This is a genomic window from Massilia sp. LXY-6 (assembly GCF_051233485.1).
Lineage (GTDB): Bacteria > Pseudomonadota > Gammaproteobacteria > Burkholderiales > Burkholderiaceae_D > Telluria.
Map to the genome: position 1 here is coordinate 1 of NZ_JBKFGF010000005.1, position 24,984 is coordinate 24,984.

Here is a 24,984-nt window from a genome sequence, read left to right on the forward strand (position 1 = left end):
TTCATGACCTGCCTCCTCAATTTCGGCTCTGAGCCTGGGGGTTCTCCGGAACCTCAAGCTTAATCCGCGTTGTTTGAGGTTCGGCAGGTCAATACATGATGTCTAGTACGGCGAGCCGGATGCAACGCCGCCATGTGGGATTTGTTAGACGCTCCTAGCGCAGGCGCGCCGGGTCGATGCGCAGGTCGGCACCGACGATGCCGTAGCCGAGGGTATTGCTGACGGTCGTGCCGTCCCCGGCCTGGCGCGCCAGCGCGGCAAGGGCTTCGCGCGCCCGCACGCGGTCGGGGCGCGTCAGCGCGGGCGCGAGCAGGCCGGCGACGAGGGGCGCGGCGAACGAGGTGCCGCGTACCGCGCGGTAGGACGGCTCGCCGGGGCTGGCGCTGACCATATTGTTGCCTGGCGCCGCAAATTGCACCTGCGGTCCCCGCGCGGCTTCCGGCAGCGGCTGGTTGCGGCGGTCGACCGCCGTGACGCCGACCACGCCCGGATAGCTGGCTGGATACAGCGGCGGCGCGGCCGGTCCGTCGTTGCCGACCGCGGCGACCAGCAGGTGGCCGCGCGCAAGCATGGCCGCGACGATGCGCTCGAGCGCCTGGTTGGGCGGTCCGACCAGGCTGAGGTTGATCACGGCCACCTGTTCGCGCGCCAGCCAGCCGAGCGCCGCCGCGATCTGCGCGGCCGAGCCGCCCGCGGGGTTCGCGCAATAGATGTCGGCGGCATACAGTTGGGCGCCGGGCAGGGCGCCATGGAAACGTCCATCGCGTCCGACCATCAAGGCGGCGACGGCGGTGCCATGCGCGTCCGGATGCGGAGCGTCGCAGCCCCAGGACCGGATGGTAGCGCCGCGCAGCGCCGGGTGGCCGCCATCGACGCCGCTGTCGACCAGGCCGACCCTGGCATTCGCGACGCCGGCGCCGGCTGCGGACCCGGTTGCGGAGGCGGGCGCGCCTTGCCCGGACGCCTGCGCCGGCGCTACACCGCCGCTGCCCGTATACACATGGTTGAAGTCGTAATGGCCCTCGGGGTCGAGTGCGCGCAGGCGTTCCAGCAAGGCGGCGGTAAGGCCACCGGCCGGTACCCCCAGCACCACCAGGTTCTGGCCGAGTTCCTCGAAGCGCTCCTCGCGCAGCACGCGCAGGCCGGCCGCGCGCGCGGCATCGAGGCCGGCGGCGGAGGGCGACCAGGCCAGGATCTCTGCCCGCACGATCGGTTCGCCGCGCGGATCGGCTTCGAGCACGTCGGGGTGCTCGCGCAGCAGCCTGCCGACCGTGTCGAGGCGCAGGGCGCGCAGGTCCGGCAGGTCGATGCGGTCGGCCAGTTGCTGCGCCGGACGGCGCAAGTTGTCGAGCGGGCCGAGGGATGGAGACAGCCCCAGCGACGGCAGGCGCAGCTGCGCCGAGGCGCCGCCGCAAAAGGCCAGGGCGAGCAGCGGGATGTAAAGATGTTTCATGGGTGGATGATAATATGCATCTGTTAGACATAAACAATAAAACGAAGGGCACAGGGAAGAAAATCCCCCTCCCGTCCGTTCTACCATCAAGACCATGAGCGCCGACCTGGAAAACGACATCGCCGCCCTGCTGCCGCGCCTGCGCCGTTTCGCACGTTCCATCACCTTCCACCGCGAGGACGCCGACGATCTGGTGCAGATTGCCGTCGAGCGCGCGCTGACCCGCGCCGAGCAATGGCAGCTGGGCACGCGCCTGGACAGCTGGATGTTCCGCATCGTGAAGAATGCCTGGATCGACGAAGTGCGTTCGCGCGCCCGGCGCGACCAGCTGTTCGCGCCGGAAGAAGAGGGCGAGCACGTGGGCGACGACTTCGCGGCGGCGCACCAGCAGCGCATGGCGATCGAAAAAGCGATGAGCCTGCTGTCCGAGGATCACCGCCTGGTCATCGGCCTGGTGCTGGTCGACGGCCTGCCATACAAGGAAGCGGCCGAGGTGCTGGAGATACCGATCGGGACCTTGACCAGCCGGCTGGCCCGCGCCCGGGAAGCCCTGCAGGAACTGTTGTCCGACCGAGCAAGGAACACGAAATGAGCTTTGATGACGAAACCCTGATGGCGTATGCCGACGGCGAACTGGCGCCGGACCTGCGCGCCCAGGTCGAGCGCGCCATGCGCGACGATCCGCAGCTTGCCGCCGCGGTGGAGCGCCACCGCGCCTTGCGCGCCGACGTCTTCGCCGCGTTTGCCGGCGTGCTCGACGAGCCGGTGCCGGAACGCCTGCAGCCGCGGGCGGCGGACTCGCCTGGCCGCGTGCGCGTGGATGCGCTGGCGTCGGCGGGAGCCCGGCCCTTGCCGGCGCGCTGGTCGTGGCGCCAGTGGGGCGGGATGGCGGCATCGCTCGCGGCCGGCGTGCTGGCCGGCGCGCTGGGCTGGCAGCAGGTGCAGGGCGGCGGCGCGCCGTTCGGGCGGCAGGGCGATGCCCTGGTCGCCCGCGGCGAGCTGGCGGACGCGCTGTCGCACCAGCTGGCGACGGACGCGCCGGCGGGTTCCGTGCGGCTGGGCGTCAGCTTCGCGGCGAAAGACGGGCAGTATTGCCGCAGCTTCAAGCTGGGTGCGACTGCAGGCCTGGCATGCCGGGCAGCGGGGGAATGGCGGATTCCGGTGCTGGCGCAGGAAGAACAGACGGAACATGCCGGCTATCGCCAGGCCGCCAGCGGCATCCCGGCCGCGGTGCTCGACGCGATCGACGAGCGCATCGCCGGCACCTCGCTGGATGCCGCGGCCGAGCGTGCGGCGCGTGCCGGGGATTGGCAGCGCCGCTGAGGTTCAGGCTTCGACAATGCATCGGCTATCGGGTGCATGGGATTGCTGGAGAGCGGAAAACCTGAGCCGGGGAAAGGAATGTAAAGCGGAATGCAAAGCGGAATGTAAAGCGAAAAGTGCGTAAAACCTGGGCAATCGGACGAGGAAAACGCATGATTCCATATACAGTGGGTTGGATTTGAGGTAAATTGAGCGCGGTTTAGTATCTCTACGTCCGTGCAGTGCCTTGTCGGCCTGCCAGGCAGCCATGCCGCCACTGCAGCCGCGAAGGCGCATCCCGATACCCCGGAGTTTCCCGCGTTGGTCATGCCAGGGCAGTCCTGCCCGCGTAGAGCGCAATTTACAAGAACCCTCTCGGAACCAGTGATGGGCGGGTTCGTAACGCCCGAAAGAAGAAATGTCTGAATCGACCACTAATGATACTGGCGGCGCGCCGACCGTGCGCTTCGCCGATTTCGGTCTGGCGCCTGAGATCCAGCGCGCGCTGTCGGACCAGGGCTATGTCCACCCGACCCCCATCCAGGCCCAGGCCATTCCCGTGGTGCTGCAGGGCCGCGACGTCATGGGCGCGGCCCAGACCGGCACCGGCAAGACCGCGAGCTTCTCGCTGCCGATCATCCAGAACCTGCTGCCGCATGCGAACACCAGCATGTCGCCGGCCCGTCACGCCGTGCGCGCGCTGGTCCTGACCCCGACCCGCGAACTGGCGATCCAGGTCGCCGAGAACGTCAAGGCCTATGCCCAGCACACCCCGCTGCGTTCCACCGTCGTGTTCGGCGGCATGGACATGAAGCCGCAGACCGAGATCCTGCGCCGCGGCGTCGAGATCGTGATCGCGACCCCCGGCCGCCTGCTCGACCACGTGGAGCAGAAGAACATCAGCCTCGGCCAGGTGCAGATGCTGGTGATGGACGAAGCCGACCGCATGCTCGACATGGGCTTCCTGCCCGATCTGCAGCGCATCATCAACCTGCTGCCGAAGAAGCGCCAGAACCTGATGTTCTCGGCCACCTTCTCGCCGGAGATCAAGAAGCTGGCCGCCAGCTTCCTGACCGACCCGCTGACCATCGAAGTGGCACGCAGCAATGCGACCAACAACGCGATCACCCAGGTGCTGTACAAGGTCGACGAAGAGCAGAAGCGCGAGGTCGTGCTGCACCTGCTCCGCTCGCGCGACCTGAAGCAGGTGCTGGTGTTCTCGAACACCAAGATCGGCGCCTCGCGCCTGGCGCGCTACCTGGAACAGGCCGGCGTCAAGGCCTCGGCCATCCACGGCGACAAGACCCAGCAGGAGCGTATCGCCGCACTGGACGCCTTCAAGAACGGCGACATCGACGTGCTGGTGGCGACCGACGTCGCCGCGCGCGGTCTCGACATCACCGACCTGCCGTGCGTGATCAACTACGACCTGCCGTACAACGCCGAGGACTACGTGCACCGCATCGGCCGCACCGGCCGCGCCGGCGCGACCGGCGATGCGCTGTCGGTGTATTCCGACAAGGACGAGCGCCTGCTGGTCGACATCGAGAAGCTGATCAAACAGACCATCACGCGCGGCGAACTGACCGGCTTTGCGCCGGGACGCACCGGCGAGCGCCCCAGCAGCGACCGTCGCGGCGGCGCACGCCGCGAGCCGGAAGGCCGCAGCTTCGAGCGTCCCGAGCGCAGCGAACGCGGCCCACGCGGCCCGGGCGCGCCGCGCCGCGAAAAGGTCGATCCGTGGTTCCTCAAGCCCTACGAGCCGGCGGCCGCGCCGCGCAAGGATCCGGCCGAAGCCGTGCCGGTGGGGTCCGCCAAGCCGAAGCAGAAGCTGGCGGCCTTGTTGGGTGGTCTTCCAAAGCAGTAAGCAGATACCTCGTTCCTGCGCAGGCGGGAACCCATGCCGGGCCGAACGAAGACACTCAGCATGGAGGAATAGCGCCAGCGGCTTCCCGCCAACAGCCTAGCGCTGCCCTTCCAGTGCCTTTTTCACCCGCTCCAGCAAATCATCCTGCCGGTACGGCTTCGCCAGGATGTCCAGCCCGCCGCTGCGTCCCCCTTGCGGCAGTTCGTCCATGTAGCCGGTCGTGACCAACACCGGCAGGGTGGGGCGCAGGGCGCGCGCCTGTTTGGCCAGGTCCAGGCCGTTCATCCCGCCCGGCATGATCACGTCCGTGAACAGCAGATCGGCCCTGATGCCCTGGCGTAGCAGGTTCATCGCCTGTTCGCCGTTGGCCGCCGATTGCACCGCATAGCCTTCCATCTCCAGCACCTGCTCCGCCAGTTCGCGCACGTCATCGTTGTCCTCGACCACCAGCACGCATGGCTTGCCGGCATCGGCCCGGGCCTGCTCCGCCGATGACGATGCGCCCGCGCCCGCCGCGGCATCGCCGTGGCCGGCGGCGTTGTCGGCGATCGGGAAGATCATGGTGACCTTGGTGCCTTCGCCGGGCTTACTGTCGATCTCGAGCCGCCCATGCGATTGCTGCACGAAGCCGTACACCATCGCCAGGCCCAGCCCGGTGCCGGGGCCCTTGGTGGTGAAGAAGGGTTCGGTCGCGCGGCGCAGCACGTCGGGCGTCATTCCCTGGCCCTGGTCGATCACGCACAGCGAGATATAGGTACCGTGCGGCAGGCCGTGCACCTTCAGGCGGTCCTCGCCGCGCACGATCGAGGTGGCGACCGTCACCTCGCCGCCGTCCGGCATGGCGTCGCGCGCATTGATCAGGACGTTGAGCAGGGCCATTTCGAGGTGGGTCGGGTCCAGCATGCAGGCCGGCAGGCCGGGCCGCAGGTCGAGGCGCAGCTCGATCTTGCCGCCCAGGGTGCGCACCAGCATGTCGGAAAATTCCACCACCAGGCTGTTGACGTTGATCGGCTTGGGGTCCAGGCGCTGCTTGCGCGCGAAGGTCAGCAGCTGCTGGGTGAGCCCGCCGGCGCGCATGGCGGCGCGCCGGGCGCGCTCGAGCTGCTGGCGCGCCACGTCCGGCCGGTCCAGGTTGACCAGGGCGACTTCGAGGTTGCCGTTGATGACCTGCAGCAGGTTGTTGAAATCGTGCGCCATGCCGGCCGTCAGCTGGCCGATCGCCTCCATCTTCTGCGCCTGTAAATAGGTATCCTGCGTGATGCGGCGCTCGGTGACGTCCATTTGGGAGGCGAAGAAGTACAGCAGCGTGCCGTCCTGGTCGAAGATGGGGCCGAGGAACAGGGCGTTCCAGAATGGCTTGCCATCCTTCTTGTAGTTCAGGATGTCGACCGCGACCGCGCGTTCTTCCGCGATCGCACGGCGCACCTCGTCCACCGTGGCGCGGTCGGTTTGCGGACCCTGCAGGAAGCGGCAGTTACGGCCGATGACCTCTTCCTGCTGGTAGCCGGTGAGGTCGAAGAAGGCGCCGTTGGCGAACACGATCGGATTGTCGGGCTGGCGCGGATCGGTGACGACCATCGGCATGCGCGTCATCTCGACGGCCGCGAAGAAGATGTTGCCGCGGTCCTGCAGGCCATCCTGGGTGATGACGCTGGCCTGCCAGTGCTGGACGCCGGGATTGCCGAGCGGGGAGTAGGCATTGCCTTCGACCTCGCCCGAGGCCGGCACGCCGGCGCTCTGGCCGCCGCCCTGCCGGTCGAGCGGCTTCTCCTGTTGTTGTTCCTTGGTGCTCCCGGTCGCCATTTACGCATCCTCTTCGTCGACATGTCGCCGGCCATTCTAGTGCGTAAAGACGGGCGCCCACTGTTCGCGGACGCACCGATTCGGAGGATCAGTCGGCCGGCGCCGAGATCTCGATTTCCGTCAGCGCAATGCCCAGCTTGCGCGGATCGCGCGGATCGCCATTTTCCTGCGGCGACACCGGATGCGGCACCTCGATCGTCAGGCTGCGCTGCTTGCCGTCGGTGTCCAGGCGCAGGCCGATTTCCTGCGGCGAGCCGCTCAGGCGGAACTGGGCGCTGCTGTCGCCGATGCGCAGGGTGAAGGGGAGTTCGGCGTTGTCGCCGTAGGCCCAGGCGTTGAGGACGACGTAGACATGCTGCGGCAGCGGTGCGTTGAAGTGCAGGACGACATGCTTCGCATCCGACCAGCGGCCGAAGCTTTCGATGTGGGACATGCCTTCGCCGCCGGCCAGCAGGCCGTTCGGGCCGAACGGCTGGTTCAGACGCGCGCTGCCGATGACGCGGCGTTCGGCGTTCAGGTGCACCAGGGCGAAGTGGTGGTTGGCCGCGACCGGCTGAACGCCTGCCGGCAGGGCGTGCTTGCCGAACACGAGCAGCCACTTGTTCCGCACCGGTAACTGGTAAGCTTCGAGCGGGGCATTGTCCGGCAGTTCCAGCATGGCCGTGTCCTTGTCGTCGATGTGGAACTGGGCGCGCATGATCTGGCCCAGCCCGCTGCCGGCCACCGTGATCCTGCCGCGTTCGGCAGGCGGCACGGTACGGTGCGCGAATTTGCCCGCCAGGTCGGCGTCCTGGTCGTCCACGAAGCGGCTCAGTTCGCGGTGGTTGCCGACGATGCCGCTGGCGATGAACAGCGGCGTGAGGACGAACAGGAACAGGCGCAGTGCCCAGGCCCGGCCGGCCGCCCACAGCAGCAGCGCAAGGACCTGCAGCGCGAGCACGACCAGGCCGCCGGGGTGGGTCAGGCGCAAGGCATGGGTTTCCGGCCCGTCGACCGCATTGATGGTGTAGGTCGGCAGCTTGACGATGGCGATCGCCAGCACGGCGCTCAGCAGCAGCGCGAGCGTCCAGCGCAGCGCCGCCGGCGCCTCGCGGCGGCGTTCCATGGCCGCCGCGGCAACCACCCACAGCATCGGGAACACGAAGTCATAGTAGCGCACGTGCATGCGCAGGCCTTCGTTGGTGCCGGGGTAGGCCAGGGTGGCGGTGTAGAGGATGGTCATGCCGGCCGCCGCACCCAGCATCAGCAGGGTATAGATGCCGACCAGATCGGCCTGGCCGGACTCGGACCGCTTGCTGGGGCGCAGTACGCCCTGCAGCAGCAGCGCCAGCGGGACGCCGAAGGCCAGTGCCAGCAGCATCAGGTGGGCACGGCCGATCACGAAGGCCGGCTTCAGCAGGCGCAGCTTGTCGCCGGCGCTGGCGGCATCGGCGCCGCCGGCATAGAAAGGCCCGAACAGGCTCAGCCCGGCGTTGCCGGCCAGCAGGTAGCCGATGCCGAATTTCACCGCGAACATGCCGGCGGCGCCGATCGCCATCGACAGCGCGGCGCTGCCGAGCCAGCCTTTGCCGGCCATCCAGCGCGAATAGGCGAGGAACAGCAGCAGCGACGGCACCAGGAATACCGCATGCACTTTCACCAGACTCATCAGGCCGAGCAGGACGCCGCAGGCCAGCGCATGCAGCGCCCAGTGCCAGTGGCGGCGGGTCAGGGCGACCCAGCTCAGCACGCAGAAGCCGAAGTAGTAGCTTGCCTCCGGCATGAAGTAGGCACTGAACAGGTTCAGCGGCGCCAGCGTGGCCAGCAGCGCGATCGCGGCGGCGGTGTTGCGGCCGGTAACGCTGCGCGCGGTCAGGTACACGAACGGGGCGGCGCCGACGATGGCCAGCGCATTCGCGGCGCGGGCGCACTCCAGGAAGCCGTCGCCGCAGGCATTGGCGGCGCCGAACAGCCACAGGTAGAGGTAGGACGGCACGATGGCCTCGGCCAGCGGCTGCAGGCGCGCCATCTTGCTGTAGTACCACTCGTCGGCGAACACGGTCGGGTTGAGGCCATGGCTGCGCGCGACCAGCCAGCCGTAGATGGCGGCCAGTATCAGGAAGGAAGCCAGCGGGAACAGGTGCCGGCGCAGGCCCGGGGAGCTCGTCACGGCGATGTTTTCTCTCTTCATTCTTGTTCTCTTCAGGATTGGCCGGCACGCCAGGCGTTCAGTGCGCCGGTCATGCGGTCCCAGGTAAAGAACCGGCGTTTTTCGTAATACAGCGGACCTGGATGCGGGCGCTGGTCCAGGCGCGCCGGATCGACCGGCTGCAGGGCCTGGGTGCCGCGCAGCAGGTAATGCAGCAGCACGAAAGGAAATAGGCCGATCCAGGTGCCGCGCTGCGAACGATAGGACAGGCAATGGCCCAGGTAGGTTCGGCGCGCGCGCCAAGGTATTGACGTGGTCCGGGCCGGGCCGTTTTGCGGCAGCGGCGCCAGCACGCGGAACAGCGGACCGGGCAGGCCGGCGGCCTGGTACAGCGAATACTGCCAGGTGCGCGCCAGCAGGCCGCGGCGCGCCGCCACCGTCACCGCCAGCGCGTGCAGGGCATCGTGGTCGTGGTGCCCGCCTTCCCAGGCGGTGACGTGCAGCGAGTCGACCTGCGCGAACCTGTCCAGCCAGGATTCCAGCCAGCGTGCGGCACGCGCAAGCTGCTGCGGCAGCCGGGCATCGCCGATTCCGAGCTGCGCGCCGGCAAAATGGACGTCCTCGGGTTCGACGCCCAGGCGCGCCAGCACCGCCAGCGATTCCAGGTTGCGCTGCGCGGCCGTGGCCTTCGGCGTGGCGCCGTCGGTGAAGTAGGCGCAGGCCACCCGCAGGCCCTGGGCGCGGCAGTCGGCGATGCGCTGGAAGACCCCGAATTCGTCGTCCTGGTGGGCGAACAGGAACAGGGCGGCCGGACGCGCGCGCTCAGTAGGCATCGAAGTCGAGGAAGGAGAAGGCGATCCGGGCCGGATCCAGGCCGCCCACGCGCGGCGCGAACGAGCGGTAGATCAGGTTCAGCGGCGACGGCCGCAGCGACATCGGGATGCTGGCGTAGTTCCAGTAGCTGCTGCCGGCGTCCGGCGCCAGGCCGATGAACAGCCGCAGTGGCGACAGCATCGGCGCCGCCTGCGCCTGCCCGCGCATCTGCTCGAATTCCGGCAGCGCGATGCCGTCCGCCTCCAGCTCGGCGTAGGCCGGCAGCTTGTGGCCGCTTGCGGCGGCGTGGAAGCGCAACTTGCCGCCGCCCTTCTTCATGAACACCGGGTTGTGCGGATTCGCGCAGCGCCAGCGCAGGGCGGCGGGACTCCAGCTGCGTTCGAACGACAGGCTGGCCGGGGGCGCCTTCGGAGCATGGCGCAGGCCGCCGACGCCGACCCGCGCTTCCAGCGGGCGCACCAGCTGGAAGCCCAGCTTGCGCACGAAGCCGGGGGTGCTGTTCGCGTTGGCGACACCATAGACGCCGTCGAAACCCTGGGCGGCGCCGGCCTCGAAGCTCATCGCCGCCAACTTGGTGAACAGGCCCTTGCCCTGATAGTCCGGGTGGGTGGCGGTGTTCAGCGACAGCAGCACCGGCACCTCAAGACCCTCGATCCAGGCGCGCGCCGGGATGCAGACGTAGTGGGCCGCCAGCTTGTCGCCGTCCCAGGCGTCGTAGCCGACCGCCTGGCCGTCCGGATTGTCGACGTACAGCCATGCCAGGTAGCGCGGCGTGAACTTGTCGGTCATCGGGAAACAGGCCTTGAACAGCTCGCCGTAGCGCGCCAGGGCCGCGGCGTCGGTCCGGATGGGGGCAAAGCTCAGCGCGTTCGTGCTCATGGACTGCCTTTCCTGAAGATCCAGAACTTGCTCAGTAAATAACCGCTCACCGACACCAGCGGCAGCGACACGATCTTGCCGGCCAGCGGCATGCCGGCCAGCGCCACCGCCAGTGCCACGCAGCCCATGGTCAGCAGGTAGTTCAGGCCGACCACGCACAGGTAGCGCGTAAAGCTGGAGGCGCTGGCCCCGGCCTGGAAGGTCACGCGGCTGTGGAAGGCGTAGTTGACCAGCAGGCCGGCCAGGAAGCCGGCGGTCGCGGCGGCGGTGAAGTGTACGCCGGAGCGCAGAAGCAATTGCATGATGCCGATGTCGACCAGGGCGCACAGCAGGCCGCCGGCGACGAAGGTACCGAATTGGCGCGAATGATTCATGACTTTAGGCATGCGGCTTGCGGAACAGGATCTTCTTGTGCAGCGGGCGGCGCGGCACCGAGGCGATATCGTAGGCCAGGAAGGCCAGGATCAGCTGCACGCCCATGATGACGGGCAGGGCGGCCACCATCACGGTACCGGCCGGCGTGGCCAGGCCGTGGCGCTCGGCATTGATCCAGTGGATGATGCCGAAGACCGCGCCGAACAGCAGCATGGCGACGCCCAGCGGCAGCTCGATCGAGGCCAGCGACATATTGCGCAGGTAGTAGTTGTAGAACAGGCGCTTGAAGAAATTGCGCACGTGCTTGGCCGCGAACTCGCTGATGATGCGCGAGATCTTCAGGTTGCTGACCTCGTCGCCGTACACCGCGTCCATCGGCACGTCCGCCACCACCGCGCCCAGCGTGTTCAGGCGGAACAGCATGTCGGTCTCGAAAAAATAGCGGCGGCTGATCTTGTCGAACGGCAGGTAGCGTGCGGCGTCGGCGTGGATGGCGGTGTAGCCGTTGGTCGGGTCGAACAGGTCCCAGTAGCCGGACGACAGCTTGGTCAGGAAGGACAGCATCGCGTTGCCGAACAGGCGCATCGGCGGCATCGAGCCGATCCGCTCCAAATCGAAGAAGCGGTTGCCCTTGGTGTAGTCGGCCTCGCCGGCCAGGATCGGCGCGATGAAATTCGGGATCAGGCCGGCATCCATCTGGCCGTCGCCGTCGACCTTGACGATGACGGTGGCGCCGTCGGCGATCGCGGCCCGGTAGCCGCTCATCACGGCCCCGCCCACGCCCTGGTTCTGCGCATGCTCGATGACGACCACGCGCGGATCCCGGCAGTTGGCGCGCACGAAGGCGCCCGAGCCGTCCGGGCATTTGTCGTCGACGACATAGATGCGCGCGACCTCCGGACCGATGCCGGCGATCACGCCCAGGATATGGCGTGTGACCTTGTAGCTCGGGATCACGACCGCGACCGGCGCGGCGGCGGGCGCCGCGGTGCCGGCGGCCGGGGTGTCGGGGCTATGCATGATGGTCGGGGCTGCGGATGCGTTCATCGTGGCTCGGATATGGACGGGAACAGGATCGCCATCAGCTCGGCGGCATTGTCGGACCAGGTGCGGGAGGCAATGCCCGCGGAGGCCGGCGCCTGGCCGGCGGCGTGCAGGCGCAGCCAGTCCTGGATGGCCACCGCCAGGTCGGCGCCGCCGTCGCCGCTGAAGTAGCGGGCATGCTCGCCGGCGACCTCGCGGAACACCGGCAGGTCGCGCACCAGCAGCGGCACGCCGTGGCGCGCGGCCTCGATCAGCGGCAGGCCGAAGCCTTCGCCTTCGCTGGCGACCAGCAGGGCGCTAGCGGCCGCGTAGATGCGGTCCAGGAATTCGTCGCTGGCGCCGTGCAGCACGAACAGGCGACGGCCCAGCTCCGGGTGCTTGCGCAGGCGCGCCATCAGCGCCGGGATGGTGCGGCGCTGGCTGTCCGGCAGGCCCTTCCAGCCTTCGGCGCCGACGATCGCCAGGCGCACGTCGCTGCCTTGCGCCCACAGCCGTTCGAAGGCATCCAGCGCCTGCGCGTGGCCCTTGCGCGGCTCGATGGTGCCGACCATCGCGAAGCTCGGCGCGGCGGCGATCCCGGCCAGCACGGCCTCGGCGTCCGGCGGCAAGCCGGTGCTCGGCTGCGAGGCGTCGATGTCGGCGCCATGATGCAGCACGGCGAATTGCGGCAGCGCGCCGGGCTTGGTGCCGGCGCTCAGCCAGGCACGGGTTTCGTCGGCCACGGCGGCGCTGATGCAGACCAGGCAGTCGGCTTCCTTGCCGATCGTGCGCAGCCAGTCGCCGAATTCGCGCTCGGCGCCGGGCGGGAAGAAGTTCGGGCGCAGCACCGGCAGGATGTCGTGCACCATGAAGCAGATGCGCACGCCGGCGCCGCGCCAGCGCGCGTACAGGCCGGTGCGCGCGGCCTCGGCCACGGCGCGCGGGAACACGTCGGGGCTGTAGAACACGTCGCCCTCGGCGGCGTGGACCTCGTCGTCCTGCACGCCGTCGCCGACGGTGCCGACCAGGTCGTGCAGGTAACGGCGCGCGTAGCGATAATGCCAGCGGCCGCCCTCGTCGCTGAGGTAGACCGGCAGCACCTGATGGTGCCTGTCCTGGCGCCGCAGCAGCTCCAGCAGCTGGGCCCGCACCACGCGCTGGATGCCGGTCTTGAGGTCTTCGCGCACCATCGCCGAGACATCCACCAGCAGCTGCGCCGCGACCTGATCGGCGGCCACGCTGGCGTGGTGCCGGTCGTGGACCACGGCGTCCATCAGCTGCCCGGCACTTTGCTGCCAGGTCAGCCACGGCATGCCGGAGGACGGCGGCGCCTTGCCGGCCGCATGCAGCGCCAGCCATCGTTCGATGGCCGCGGCCAGGTCCTCGGGCTTGGTGCCGTCGAAATAGAAGGCGTGTTCGCCGGCCACTTCGCGGAACACGGGAATGCCGCGCGCGATGATCGGCAGGCCCTTCTGGGCCGCCTCGATCAGCGGCAGGCCGAAGCCTTCGCCTTCGGAAGCCGCCAGCAGCGCCGAGCTGTGCTCGTACAGCTGCAGCAGCATCTCGTCGGACACGCCGTTGAACCAGAACAGCTGCTTGTCACGCTGGGGATGCGATTGCAGGCGCTCGGCCAGGGCCTCGACCAGCCAGCCGTTCTTGCCGACGATGACGAGATTGAGCGCCACGCCTTTCGCCCATAGCAGCTCGCAGGCGGCCAGCGCCTGGGCCTGGCCCTTGCGCGGTTCGAGGGTGCCGACCATCAGCAGCGTCGGCGCGTCCCGCAGCGCCTGCAGCGTGTGCGCGGCATTGTCGGGCAGGCCGCGGCTCGGCGCGCTGGCGTCGATATCGGCGCCCAGGTGGAAGTGGGCCAGCTTGAGCGGCGCCAGGCGGCGGTTCGGGCGCTGCGCCAGCCAGTCGGCCAGCTCGTCCGCCACGGCGCGCGAGATCGTCACGATGCCGTCGGCCACCAGCGAGATGGTGTCGATGAAGTCGCCATAGTATTTCTGGGCGCCGAAGGGGAAGCAGTCGGGGCGCAGCAGCGGCAGCAGGTCGTACACCGTGAACCAGATCTTCACGCCCTTGCTGCGCATGGCCAGCAGCTGCTGCTGGTTCTGGGTGGTCATGTTGGTGGCCAGGTCCAGGCCCAGGAACAGGTCGCCGGCGCGGGTCTCGATCGGCGCATCCTCGAGCGCCAGCGGCGGCACGTCCAGCATGCCGCAGGTGAAGTGGCGCGCGTAGCGGTAGCTGCGGTTGCCGCCTTCGCTGTACACCGGCTCGATGCGGTAGCCGGGCGGCGCCTCCTTGATCAGCGCCAGCACGATGCTGCGCACCACGCGCTGGATGCCGGTCTTGTAGTCGGCCTGGACCAGCGCCGAGATGTCGACCAGCAGCTGGCGCGGCGCGCCCGGCAGGGTATTCGCGGCCATCATGGTGGCGGTCTCGACCAGCGCCGTCTCGTCGGGAGGACGCGGGGTGCCGGGCGCGCTCAAGGCGGCGACCAGCCGGCGCCGCAGCGCCGGCGCGCTGTGGCGGGCAAAGGCCTCGATCGCGTCGACATACAGTGCGCCGACCGCGGCCGGCGCATGGTGGCGCGCGACGTGGACGCGGCCCGCTTGCGCCAGCGCGGCGCGGCGGGCCGGGTCGGCGTGCAGCGCGGCCAGCGCGGTGCTCAGCGCGGCGTCGTCGAACTGGTCGTCGAGCATGCACAGCGTATCCGGCGGCAGGTCGGCGGCGGCACCGTGGGCATTCACGACGGCCGGCAGGCCGTGCATCAGGCAGTCGAGCACCGAGGCCGAGGTTTCGCCGCGGGTTTGCGCGCGCAGCTGCACCGCGCAGTCGCTGGCGGCCAACCAGTCCTGGTAGTCGGCGGCGCTGACGAAGCCGGTGATGCGGATGCGCGCGGCGGCCTCGCTGGAAGCGATCTTGCGCAGCAGGTCGATGCCGTAGGGACCGGCGTCGTTGGCGCCGACGAACACCAGCCGGCAGCGCGGGTCCGCCGCCAGCGGCGAGGCCAGATAGGCATCCAGCAGGCGGTGGTTGAGCTTGGTCGGACCGAGCATGCCGAAGCTGCTGACGATGTAGTCGTCGGCGCCCAGGCCCAGGCGTTCGCGCGCGGCCCGGCGTGCCGCAGCCACATCGGCGGCATCGGCGCCGGGCGCCACCTGGCCGCGCAGCAGCGGAATGGTGCGCCAGCCCTTGGTGCTGCCGGGGCCGTACCACTGCTCCGCCAGGCGGCATGAAAAATCGCTGTGGACGATGACGCCGGCGGCCCGGTCCAGCACTTCCTTGTTGCAGGGGTACTGCCAGATCGTGGCGTTGCGGCCCTGCTCGCGATGGTCGCGCAGGCCGGTGTAGCCGTGCGATGCGTACAGCGCCTGCAGGAAGGCTTCGGGCACCTCGCCGTCGCGCTCCATGTTGTCGAGCACGCCGCTCAGGAAGAAGTCGTGCAGCACCACGGTGCCGGGATGGCGGCGCAGCAGGGCGAACATGTGCTGGTGCGCGTTCGAATTGCCGAAGTGGTACAGCACCCGGTCGTAGGACGCGCCATGGCGCATGAAATGATCGACGTCGCGCTGGACGAAGCGCTGCAGCGACGCCTCGGGTACCACACCCGGAGTCAGTACCAGCTCGACGTCGTAATGGCGTTCCAGCTCGAGCAGCAGTTCGGCGCTGTAGTCGGCAATGCCCGAATGCTCGGGCGGCAGCGGCGACACCAGCGCCAGCGTCGGCTTGGCGCCTGCGTCCGTGGCGGGGAGCGCTGCGGCGGCCGGCGAGCGCATCGTCTCCAGCGTGCGCCAGAGCAGGGCGGCATCGCCGCTGCCGGCGTCCGGCAGGTCGGCGGCGGCGATCGCCAGCGCCCCCGGCACGGACGGCGCCGCGTCGGCCTGCCACAGGCCGAGGATGACGTCGGGCACCAGCGAGGCCAGGAAGCCGGCGCGCAGCGTGGCGGCGGCATGGCGGCGCCAGGCGTCGGCGGGACCCGGCTGGGCGACCACGTGGAAGCAGCCGGGCGCCGGCAGGCCGCCCAGCGCGTGGCGCAGCACCTCGATCTCGGCCGGGTGGCGGCCGCTGACGGCCACATGCACTTCATGGCCGCCGCGTTCGCGCAGCAGGGTCTTGGCCAGCGCGAGCAGCGCGGCGGTGTCGGGCGATGGCGCCGCTTGCGGCGTGCAAAAGTCGATAATCAGGCGCATGGTCATTCTTTATGCGGGGCGTAGGCGTGACGCAGCTGGTCCAGCGCCTCGCGCGCGGATTGCGGCAATTCGCGCAGTGCGTAGGGCACGGCGCTGGCGGGAGCGGCGCTGTCGGCGGTGGCCTGCTTGGCGGCGGCAAGGGTGCGTGCCGTCAGGGCCTGCAGCCGTGGGGAGCGCATCACCAGCGGCAGCACCGTGCGGCGCAGCGCTTCGCGCGAGGTCAGCCAGCGCAGGCTGCGGCGCGCCGCGCCCTTGGCCTTGCGGCGCGCGATCCCGGCCATGCTGTCCGGGCCGCGCCGCATGACGAAGCGCATCGGGGCGGTGATGCGCCACGACGTGCTGTCCAGGACGGCCAGCAGGCGCTGTTCCATTTCCTTGCCCCAGGCCGCGCTCTGGTGCAGCTGCGCCTCCATGGTCTGTTTTTCCAGGCGCAGCTGTTCGCACTGCTGCGCGAGCAGGGCCGCTTCGTTCGCTGCCTGCCGGTGCAGGGCCTGGTGCGCCAGCGCGCTGCGCTCCATGTCGGCGGCGCGTTCCCAGCCTTCGGCGGTGTGCGCTTCCAGGGCGGCGATCCGGCCGACGCTTTCCTGCAGCACGCCGATCTGGCGCCAGGCGCTGTCCAGGTGGTGCGGGATGAAGTCGTCGAACACGTTGGGCTGGATGCCGAAGTGCGCCAGCAGCTCCGCATGTTCCTCAGCCACGTAGTAGCGGTTCAGGCCGTCGAACCAGGCGTAGCGGTAGCGCTGGCCGGTGACCAGGTGCTCCCAGGCCGCGTGGTTGGTCTCGCGGCTGCCGGGGACGGTCGCCTCGATCACCAGCACCCACGGACGCCAGCGCGCGAAATCCATCCCGCGCAGCACTTCGCCTTCGAAGCCTTCGACGTCGACCTTCAGGAAGTGGATCTCGCCCTTGACGTATTCCTCGCACACCGAGGCCAGGGTACGCACCGGTACCGTGAGCTCGGCGACTTCGTGGCCCTCGGCGCGATGGGCCTCGGCCACGGCCTGGTCGGGCGAGGCCCAGCCGCGCACGGCCGGCACGTCGTACAGGGTCAGCTCGCCGTCGCGGCTGCCGGCCGCGATCGCCAGGTTGACGTCGCGCGGGCGCTGCTCGCCGAAGGCGGCGATATGGGCCGGCAGCGGCTCGATGTTGATGCCGTTCCAGCCGGCGTCGTAGAAGGCCTTGGTGACCGAGTGCTCGACCGGGTCGTTGGCGCCGACGTCGATGTAGAAGCCGTGCTGGAGGTCGCCGAGGGCGCGCCACAGCAGCACGTCTTCGTTGTTCTGGGCGTAGGAAATGAATCTCATGGGCGCTTGTTCATGTTCGTTCGATGTCGATGACCGGGTCGAGCCAGGCCGCACCCTCGAAATGCGGCCGGCGCATGTTCATGACCGTGAACACCAGCGCCAGGTCACGCCATTCGTAGTTGTTGACGAGGTGGGTTTCGGTGCTGACGATCGCGGTGGCGACGGAATAGGTGCCCGGCCCGAGGTTCATCGGGAAACGGAAGCGATAGGTGACTTCTTCGCCGGCGACAACGTCCTCCAGCGGCAGCTCCTTCAGGTGCGTGTTGGTGCCGTACATGGGCTGGCCGAGGCGGTCCTTGATCATGTAGCCGAGCACCATGCGCGGGATATGCGCTTTGGCCGCGACCTTCACCTCGAGGGTCACCGCGCTGCCGACGTCGACCACTTCGACGCGCTGGCCGGCCTCGTCCAGCAGGGCGATGTCGCTGACGGTCGCCTCGCCGGTTCCGGACACGGTCTGCAGCTTGCCTTCCGGGGTCGCGTTCAGGCGCACGGTCTCGTTCTCGCGCTCGGCGATCATCGCATTGTAGTAATCCATGATCTCTTCCGGCAGGCCTTCCCTGGCCAGGCGGCCGCCGTCGAGCAGCAGGGCGCGGTCGCACAGCGACTGGATCGCCTGCTTGTCGTGCGAGACCAGCAGCAGGGTGGTGCCGTGGCGGCGGAAGCTGCGGATGCGGTCGAAGCTCTTGTGCTGGAAGTAGGCGTCGCCCACCGACAGGGCTTCGTCGACGATCAGGATGTCCGGGCGGCGCGCGGTGGCGACGCTGAACGCGACCCGCATCTGCATGCCGCTCGAGTACACGCGCACCGGCTGGTCCATGTAGTCGCCGATCTCGGCGAAGGCTTCGATCTCCGGCATCAGCCGCTCGATTTCCTCGACCGTCATGCCGAGCAGCTGGCCCGCCATGAAGACGTTCTGGCGTCCGGTGAAGTCCGGATGGAAGCCCATGCCCAGCTCCAGCAGGGCCGCCACGCGGCCCTCCATGTGGACCCCTCCCGCAGTCGGCTGGGTGGTGCCGGTAATCAGCTTGAGCAGGGTGCTCTTGCCGGCGCCGTTGATGCCGATCAGGCCGACGGCTTCGCCCGGCGCCACCGTGAAGCTGATGTCGCGCAGCACCCACTTGAGCGTGTGCAGCTGGCGCGCGCCGGGCAGCATCCATTCCGCCAGGCGCGACCAGCGCGTCGGGTACTGGCGGTAGGCCTTGCCCAGGTTGGAAACGACGATGCGGCCCATCAGAGTTCGTCCACCATCTCGCCGGCACGCCGGCGGAACAGGCGCAGTCCCAGCGCGCACAGCAGCAGGGACAGCCCCAGCACCGGCAACAGCGACACCCAGTCGGGCGCCGCGCCTTTCACCAGTATCTGCTGGTAGGCCTCGACCAGGCGCGCCATCGGATTCCAGGAAAGCAGCGCGCGCACCTCGGGCGGCAGGATCGTGACCGGATAGACGACCGGCGTGAACCAGAACCAGAACTGCATCGCGATCGTCACGAACTGGCCGACGTCGCGGAAGAATACGTTGAGCACGCCGGCAATCATGCCGATGCCGATCGCCAGCAGCAGCTGGATCAGCAGCACCGGGACGATGGCGAAGAACACGGCACCCGGAAAACTGCCCGAGCCGATCAGGAACAGCGTGAACAGGCCGAAGATGATGCCGAAGTTGACCAGCGCATTGAGCAGCACGATCAGCGGCAGGCAGATGCGCGGGAAGCTGATCTTCTTGATCAGGTTGGCCTGCTCGATGAACATGGTCTGGCCACGCGCGACGATCTCCGCGAACAGGCCCCAGGTCAGCACGCCGGCGCACAGGTAGATGCTGTAGGCGAAGCGCGCGTTGGCGTCGGCGCCGGGCAGCTTGTTGTGCATGACTTCGGAAAAGATCACGGTGTAGACCACGATCATGGCCAGCGGCGAGAGCAGCGACCACAGCGCGCCCAGCATCGCGTTCATGTACTTCGCCTGGAATTCACGCTTGACGCTGCCCAGCACGAAACCGCGATAGGCCCACAGGCTGCGTAGCATCAGGGGCGCGATCATGGCGCGATGGGCACGAAAATGTGCGTGAGGGTTTTCTTCATAAAGTGGCAAGGCCGTTAGAGCGCAAAATTATACTCTAGGGTAATGCCACACAATTGGTACAGTTGTAAGGAAGTTTGGTAGGAATGTCAGTGTTCAGGAACCCTGAACCAGCTTCTGCAGCGCCTGCGGATCCAGGATCACCAGGCGGTTCGCTTCCTTTTGCACGATCCCCTGCTGCACCAGCGTCAGCAGGGCGCGCGTGACCGTTTCGCGGCTGGTATTGATCATGTTGGCGATGTCCTGGTGGGTCGGCAGGTTTTCCACGACCGCCTGCTTGGCGCCGTCTTCCGGCGTCTTCTGCAGCAGCGACAGGTAAGTATAGATGCGGCGTGCCGTATTGTTGATGCTGAGCACGGCGCGAAATTCCGAATCGCGCTGGATCTTCTGCGCCAGGTGCTGGAGCATCTGCTTGGCCACGCTGGGCGAATGCGAGAACAGGTGCATGGCGGTGGCCGCCGGCAGGAAGGCCACCAGCACGTCGCTGGTCGCCACCACGGAGGCCGAGCGGGTCGACTCGTTGATCAGGGCGATCTCGCCGAAGAAGTCGCCCGGCGCCAGCATGCGCAGGCCGATCGCGCGGCCGTCCTCGGTGATGTCGACCACCTGCAGCTGGCCGGACAGCAGGAACAGCAGGGCGTCGCCGCTGCCGCCCTTGTGCAGCACGACTTCGCGCTTGTTGAAGTGACGGAAGCGCAACTCCGGCTTGATCTCTGCGATCTCTTCGGGTGTCAGGTTGGCAAGCAGCGGGATCTTGCGCAGGTGAACCTGAATCTGCACTTCCTGCGGTGCCTGTAGGGGTTCGGGGTAAGAGACCTTGTTGAGAGCGGTCATGTAGCCATATCTATATCGATCAGGGTTGCCAACGCCAGCTCAACTGGAACTGGCGGTTATTGTACTGAAAGATGTCGATGTTTTCCTGGTTTCGTACCGCCCGTGCTTCGAACAATAGACTTTGGTTCTTGTTGAAAGAATAGATCAGGGTGGCGCGCAGCAGCTGGGTCGCCTGGTCGCGGACCTGCGAAATCAGCAGTTCCGGCGCATATGGACGGACGCTGCGCCAGGTCTGCCTGGTATAGCCGAGTTCGCCCGTCAGGCCCGCTGCCAGCGGGCTGCGCATCAGCAGGCTCAGCAGCTGGCCATGGCGGTTGCCGCCCGGACGCTGGGCGTTGCCGTGGTCGCTCAGCAGCCCGAGGCTGGCACTGGCGAACAGGCTGCCGCGACGGTGCGACAGCTCGGGGCGCAGCTCCACGGTACGCGCATCGAAATTCGCCAGGCGCCGGTAATCCGTCCAGGTATAGCCTGCCATCAGATTGAACAAGGTGTTGTTCGGCAACGACAATGGCGGCGCGACACGCAGCTGACCCTGGGCCTGGCGCTGGTAGATATGCCCGCCCAGGCTGACCATCCCCGCAACCAGCGTGGAGCGCAGCGCCCAGCTGCCGAAGCGCCACGGCGATTCGATGCCGCCGAACGCCGAGCTGCTGTCGTACTGGTGAAGGGAGTCGTTGCGGCGCGACTGTAGCTGGGCAAAGCCGATGGTGCCGTTGGGTGTCACGTCGCGCAGGTATTCCAGGCCGGTTGCAGTATAGCCGTCCTTCTTCGGCAGGAACTCGTCCAGCAGCGGCAAGTCGAATGAGCCGTCGCCCAGCTTGAGGGTGGAGGTGCTGGCGCCCTGGTTGACGTTGTGGTCGATGCCGCGCCCGAAGGAGATCGACAGCGCGCTGTTCGGCGTCCAGGGATGGCAACCGTCCTCGCGCGTCTGGGAAATAAGTTCGAGGATCTCGCGTGAAGGGTTGAAGCGCGTTTCGACCGTGGCGAACAGGCGCTCGGCCTCGTCCGCGTTGCCGAGGCCGCACTGGATCAGGGCCAGGTCGAGCCAGGCGCCGGCATGGCGCGGCTCTTGTTCGATCAGGCGCCGCAAGGCCCGTGAAGCATCGGTACGGCGGCCCTCGGCCAGCGCCAGCAGGGCTTCCTTGTACAGGGCCTGCTGCGCGCCTTCCAGCGTGGCTTTCCTAGCCTCGTCCGCGCTCCCGGATGCAGGCGCGTCTGCCTGGGCGTGCGCAGCCGCGGACGCCAGGGCGGCCAGCGCCAGCACCGCCGAAAGCAGGCGGCCCTTCATCGGGCGGACTCGCGAAGGCCGGCGCCGGCCTGGCGTGGATCGGGATGCGTGCTGCCTTCCTGCTTCATGCTGGATTCGAAGGTATAAAAAATGGTTGGTTTTTCCTTGCCGCGCAGGCGGCGCTCGCCCAGCAGGATGAACTGGTGGCGCCGCGCGCGTTCGACCGCGCCGGCGCCGACGATGACGTCATGGGGGAAATCGCGCGCCACCTGTTCCAGGCGCGAGGCGGTGTTCACGCTGTCGCCGACCGCAGTATATATGCTGCGGAAGGAAGTACCGAAATCGCCCGCCATCGCCGGCCCGCTTTCGATGCCGATCCGCACCCGCAGCGGCGCGTGGCCGGCGGCCTGGTGGCGTGCGCTCAGGGCCTCGACCCGGCGCACGATCTCGCGGGCGGCGTCCAGCGCCAGGTCGGCATGGTTGTTGATCGGCAAAGGGGCGCCCCAGAACGCGACCAGTCCATCGCCGGTGTATTTATCCAGCGTGCCCCGGGTGTCGATGACCGGGCCGGTCAGGCAAGCGAGGAAGTCGCTCGTCAGCCTGGCCGCTTCCGCCATCGGCAACGCCTCGACCTGGCTGGTGTAACCCTCCATGTCGGCGATCAGGGTGGTCACGTCGAGTTGGCGCGGCTTGAGCGGGTCATCTGCTTCGCTGCGCAAGAGTTCTTCGACCACGGCCGGAGCCACGTATTGGCGCAGGGTCGACAGCAAATGGCGTGAACGGCGCTGGGTCAGTTGCCACTGGTAGGGAATCGCCACGGCCAGCAGGAACAGATTGGTGGCCAGCGGGCCGACCGGCGAGAAATCAGGATCGTGGCGGCTGGCAAAGAAGGCAAGGATCAGCCACAGCAGCGAGCTGGCGGCCAGCAGGGCCATGCTGGCGATTGCGGACAGGCGCGGGAAGGCGAGCGTCGCCACGACCGCCGCCAGCAGCGCGAACGCGCAGGCGATCAGGCGCCCGGGCCAGGGCCTGGGGGCCAGTCCGGCCTGGCGGTCGAGCAGGGTGGTCAGCAGGTTTGCCTGGACCCCGAGGCCGGGGCGGTCGGCGCCCAGCGGCGTGGACACGCGGTCGGCCATGCCGAGCGAAGACGAGCCGACCACGACCAGGCGCCCCGAAGCGCTGGGCGGGTCGATCGCACCGTCGAGGATGTCGGCGGCGCTGACGACCGTGTAGGCCGACCAGTCGCGGTCGAAGCCGACCCGGATCGTATTGCCGTCGAGCTGCGGCGTCGGCCGCCGGAGCGCCGGCCGCCGGAGCGCCGGCCGCCGGAGCGCCGGCCGCCGGAGCGCCGGCCGCCGGAGCGCCGGCCGCCGGAGCGCCGGACCGTCCGAACAGCAGTCGAGCAGGGCCAGCGCCAGTGCGGGGTACTGCCGGCCTTCGAATTCGGTCAGCAGGGGCACGCGGCGCAGGGCGCCGTCGGCGTCCGGAATGAAGCCGATCGCACCGACGCGCGGTGCCGCCGCCAGGGCAGGGTAGTTGCCGATGTAGCCGGTGGCCGGTATGCCGCGCACTGCGCCACCTGTAGAAGCGGCGACGGCACCGCCCAGCGTACCGACGCGCACTGGTAGTTCGCGCGTGCGATTGAAGTCGAATGCCTGCGCCGGCACCACGGGACCGTGGCGCGCCAGCAACGCCAGGCGCATATCGCCGCCGCCGCCGCCGCCCTCCGGCAGCAGGATGTCGAGTGCCACGCCGCGCGCCTCGTAGCGGGTGAGCAGCATCTCGACAAGGTCGGCGATCCGTTCGCGCGGCCATGGCCATGGGCCGAGCCGCGCCAGGCTGGCCTCGTCAATGTCCACCACCAGCACGCGCGGCTCTTCTTTCATGCTGACCTGTGCGCGCAGGAAGGCGTCGCGCAGCCATTCCCCTGGCAGGAACGAGTTCCCGGGCAAGGGTCCCCATTGCGCCCAAGCGGCCAACGATACCGCAGCCAAGGCGATCAGCCAGCGCAGCAAGGCCTGCCATGCGCGCGGACCGGCCGGCGCGGCAGAGGAAATAGAGGGAAGAATAGCCACGCCTGCTCTGGGTTTTATCTTGTTGTCATTCTTTTAGGTTGGTAGAGTATAACTAATCTGTTGCTTTAAAACATTATTGTTTTTATATTTTCGTGATCTTTTGTTTTTACCGTCCACTCACTGCTGGGCTTACAATGTGACGCTTATCACAGAGTTAGATTCGCCAAGCAAGTTAAATTGGGCGAAAAGGGGAAATGTATGTGGCGTTCACTTGTCTTCATTGCACTCGCGTGCGCAGTCCAGGCGGCCCAAGCGGCTGAGGCTGGCAAGATCATCTTTGTTGCAGGCAAGGCCGACGTGGCTGGCCAGCCGGCCGTCGACGGCGCGGCCGTGCAGGAAGGTCAGATGCTGAGCACCGGCGCTGACGGCTTCCTCTATATCAAGACAGTGGACAGCGGCCTGTTCATCCTGCGTCCGAATACCCGAGCGCGGATCGCAGTTTACCAGGTGGATGAGAAGAATCCGGCGAATACGCGCGTCAAGTTCGAGCTGCTGAGCGGCGTTGCACGCAGCAAGTCAGGTAATGCCGTCAAGCAAGCGCGCCAGAACTTCCGTTTCAATACCCCGGTGGCGGCGATTGGCGTGCGCGGCACCGACTTCACGGTCTTTACCGACAACGACACCTCGCGCGTGGCCGTGATTTCCGGCGCCATCGTGATGAGCGGCTTCGGCGGCGCCTGCAATCCGGGCGGCGCCGGGCCCTGCGAAGGCGGTGCCAGCCGCGAACTGAGCGCGGCCCAGCGCGGCCTGCTGCTGCAGGTGCAGCGCGGCCAGGCGGCGCCCCAGCTGCTGCAGGGCAGCCCGCTGTCGCCCGATCAGGTCTCGCCGCCGCGTGCGGACGAGCCGCTCGCGCATGGCGCGACGGCCGGCGGCGGCGCCAGCGCCACGGGGCAGCCGAATCTGGATGCGCAAAAGACGGTCGACCTGGTCAAGGTCGTCGACAAGCCGGCGCAGCCGGCACCGCCGCCGGTCGTGATCCCGCCGCCTGTCGTGACGCCACCGCCCGTGCCGCCCGTCGAGATCAGCATGGCCTTGCCGGACCGTGACATCGTCTGGGGGCGCTGGCAAGTCGTGGCTGGCCTGCCGCCGAAGTTCAATCTCCCTCAGGTCCAGGACCAGAACGAGCTGTTGGCGATCAACGGCAACTACGCCCTGTTCCGTACCCTGGGACCGGACACCTTCGTGGCGCCGAACAATGGCAGCATCGGCTTCCAGCTCAAGGGAGGCGAGGCCTTCATCTATACGGACTATACGCCGAGCTTCCGGATCGAAACACCGGCCTCGCTGGTGAACGGCACGCTGACAGTGGATTTCGGCAGCAAGAGTTTTGCGACCACCGCCGACCTGGCGAGCGGTACGGAATCCTTCAAGCTGCGCGGCGCCGGTGCCGTAGGCGCGGACGGCAGGTTGTATGGGGATGCGGCAAACGGGCAGACGGGTGTCATGAACCTGCAGGGATTGCTGAGCAAGCAGAATGGCGGTTCGGCGGCTTACATCTTCGATAGCCGCCTGGACGAGAAGCGTACTGCAAATGGTGTGACTTTTTGGCAGCAGAATTCACACTGATCCAACTATGAGCACAAAACAACCCCGGTAAGTCCGGGGTT

At 68.1% G+C, this 24,984-nt stretch carries 18 protein-coding genes; 4 read left to right on the forward strand and 14 right to left on the reverse strand.

Annotation, left to right across the window (positions count from 1 at the left end):
* Positions 1 to 154: 154 nt before the first annotated feature.
* A complete protein-coding gene (locus ACI48D_RS02565; protein ID WP_435569643.1) occupies positions 155 to 1,453 on the reverse strand; it encodes a S8 family serine peptidase in 1,299 nt (432 codons plus the stop codon).
* A gap of 94 nt (positions 1,454 to 1,547) precedes the next feature.
* On the opposite strand from ACI48D_RS02565, the gene ACI48D_RS02570 reads away from it, so the two are divergent.
* The 3 genes from ACI48D_RS02570 (at position 1,548) to ACI48D_RS02580 (ending at position 4,622) form a co-directional block, all read left to right on the forward strand.
* Positions 1,548 to 2,045, forward strand: a complete 498-nt coding sequence (locus tag ACI48D_RS02570) for an RNA polymerase sigma factor (protein ID WP_435569644.1) — start codon at positions 1,548 to 1,550, stop codon at positions 2,043 to 2,045.
* Positions 2,042 to 2,776, forward strand: a complete 735-nt coding sequence (locus tag ACI48D_RS02575; RefSeq protein ID WP_435569645.1) for an anti-sigma factor family protein — start codon at positions 2,042 to 2,044, stop codon at positions 2,774 to 2,776. Before ACI48D_RS02570 ends, ACI48D_RS02575 begins: the two co-directional genes overlap by 4 nt.
* Before the next feature lie 397 nt (positions 2,777 to 3,173).
* Positions 3,174 to 4,622, forward strand: coding sequence for a DEAD/DEAH box helicase (locus ACI48D_RS02580; protein WP_435569646.1), 1,449 nt, complete (start codon positions 3,174 to 3,176; stop codon positions 4,620 to 4,622).
* A gap of 96 nt (positions 4,623 to 4,718) precedes the next feature.
* Here ACI48D_RS02580 and ACI48D_RS02585 read toward each other — a convergent pair whose 3' ends face one another.
* The 13 genes from ACI48D_RS02585 to ACI48D_RS02645 form a co-directional block, all read right to left on the reverse strand.
* Positions 4,719 to 6,425, reverse strand: coding sequence for a histidine kinase famiy protein (locus ACI48D_RS02585; RefSeq protein ID WP_435569647.1), 1,707 nt, complete (start codon positions 6,423 to 6,425; stop codon positions 4,719 to 4,721).
* A gap of 88 nt (positions 6,426 to 6,513) precedes the next feature.
* Positions 6,514 to 8,595, reverse strand: coding sequence for a DUF7024 domain-containing protein (locus ACI48D_RS02590; RefSeq protein WP_435569648.1), 2,082 nt, complete (start codon positions 8,593 to 8,595; stop codon positions 6,514 to 6,516).
* Between the two features lie 11 nt (positions 8,596 to 8,606).
* Positions 8,607 to 9,386, reverse strand: coding sequence for a PIG-L deacetylase family protein (locus ACI48D_RS02595; protein WP_435569649.1), 780 nt, complete (start codon positions 9,384 to 9,386; stop codon positions 8,607 to 8,609).
* Positions 9,376 to 10,266, reverse strand: a complete 891-nt coding sequence (locus ACI48D_RS02600; protein WP_435569650.1) for a GNAT family N-acetyltransferase — start codon at positions 10,264 to 10,266, stop codon at positions 9,376 to 9,378. The genes ACI48D_RS02595 and ACI48D_RS02600 overlap by 11 nt, the downstream gene beginning before the upstream one ends.
* Positions 10,263 to 10,640: a GtrA family protein gene (locus ACI48D_RS02605; RefSeq protein WP_435569651.1), complete on the reverse strand. Its 378-nt coding sequence runs from the start codon at positions 10,638 to 10,640 to the stop codon at positions 10,263 to 10,265. The genes ACI48D_RS02600 and ACI48D_RS02605 overlap by 4 nt, the downstream gene beginning before the upstream one ends.
* A gap of 4 nt (positions 10,641 to 10,644) precedes the next feature.
* Positions 10,645 to 11,661, reverse strand: a complete 1,017-nt coding sequence (locus tag ACI48D_RS02610; protein WP_435569732.1) for a glycosyltransferase family 2 protein — start codon at positions 11,659 to 11,661, stop codon at positions 10,645 to 10,647.
* A gap of 23 nt (positions 11,662 to 11,684) precedes the next feature.
* Positions 11,685 to 15,857 (reverse strand): glycosyltransferase, encoded by a 4,173-nt coding sequence (locus ACI48D_RS02615; RefSeq protein WP_435569652.1) that lies wholly within the window; start codon positions 15,855 to 15,857, stop codon positions 11,685 to 11,687.
* Between the two features lie 2 nt (positions 15,858 to 15,859).
* Positions 15,860 to 17,161 (reverse strand): FkbM family methyltransferase, encoded by a 1,302-nt coding sequence (locus ACI48D_RS02620; protein WP_435569653.1) that lies wholly within the window; start codon positions 17,159 to 17,161, stop codon positions 15,860 to 15,862.
* Positions 17,162 to 17,171: 10 nt separating this feature from the next.
* Entirely contained in the window at positions 17,172 to 18,395 is a 1,224-nt protein-coding gene (locus ACI48D_RS02625; protein ID WP_435569654.1) for an ABC transporter ATP-binding protein, read from the reverse strand.
* On the reverse strand, positions 18,395 to 19,201 hold the full coding sequence (locus ACI48D_RS02630) for an ABC transporter permease (RefSeq protein WP_435569655.1): 807 nt from the start codon (positions 19,199 to 19,201) through the stop codon (positions 18,395 to 18,397). The genes ACI48D_RS02625 and ACI48D_RS02630 overlap by 1 nt, the downstream gene beginning before the upstream one ends.
* 135 nt (positions 19,202 to 19,336) lie before the next feature.
* Positions 19,337 to 20,074: a Crp/Fnr family transcriptional regulator gene (locus tag ACI48D_RS02635; protein WP_435569656.1), complete on the reverse strand. Its 738-nt coding sequence runs from the start codon at positions 20,072 to 20,074 to the stop codon at positions 19,337 to 19,339.
* Between the two features lie 19 nt (positions 20,075 to 20,093).
* Positions 20,094 to 21,362, reverse strand: coding sequence for a tetratricopeptide repeat protein (locus ACI48D_RS02640; RefSeq protein WP_435569657.1), 1,269 nt, complete (start codon positions 21,360 to 21,362; stop codon positions 20,094 to 20,096).
* A complete protein-coding gene (locus ACI48D_RS02645) occupies positions 21,359 to 23,377 on the reverse strand; it encodes a CHASE2 domain-containing protein (RefSeq protein ID WP_435569658.1) in 2,019 nt (672 codons plus the stop codon). Before ACI48D_RS02645 ends, ACI48D_RS02640 begins: the two co-directional genes overlap by 4 nt.
* Positions 23,378 to 23,575: 198 nt before the next feature.
* Between ACI48D_RS02645 and ACI48D_RS02650 the strand changes: the two genes are divergently transcribed.
* Positions 23,576 to 24,943 carry a FecR family protein gene (locus ACI48D_RS02650; protein WP_435569659.1) on the forward strand — a complete coding sequence of 456 codons (1,368 nt, stop codon included), beginning with the start codon at positions 23,576 to 23,578 and terminating at the stop codon, positions 24,941 to 24,943.
* Positions 24,944 to 24,984 lie beyond the last annotated feature (41 nt).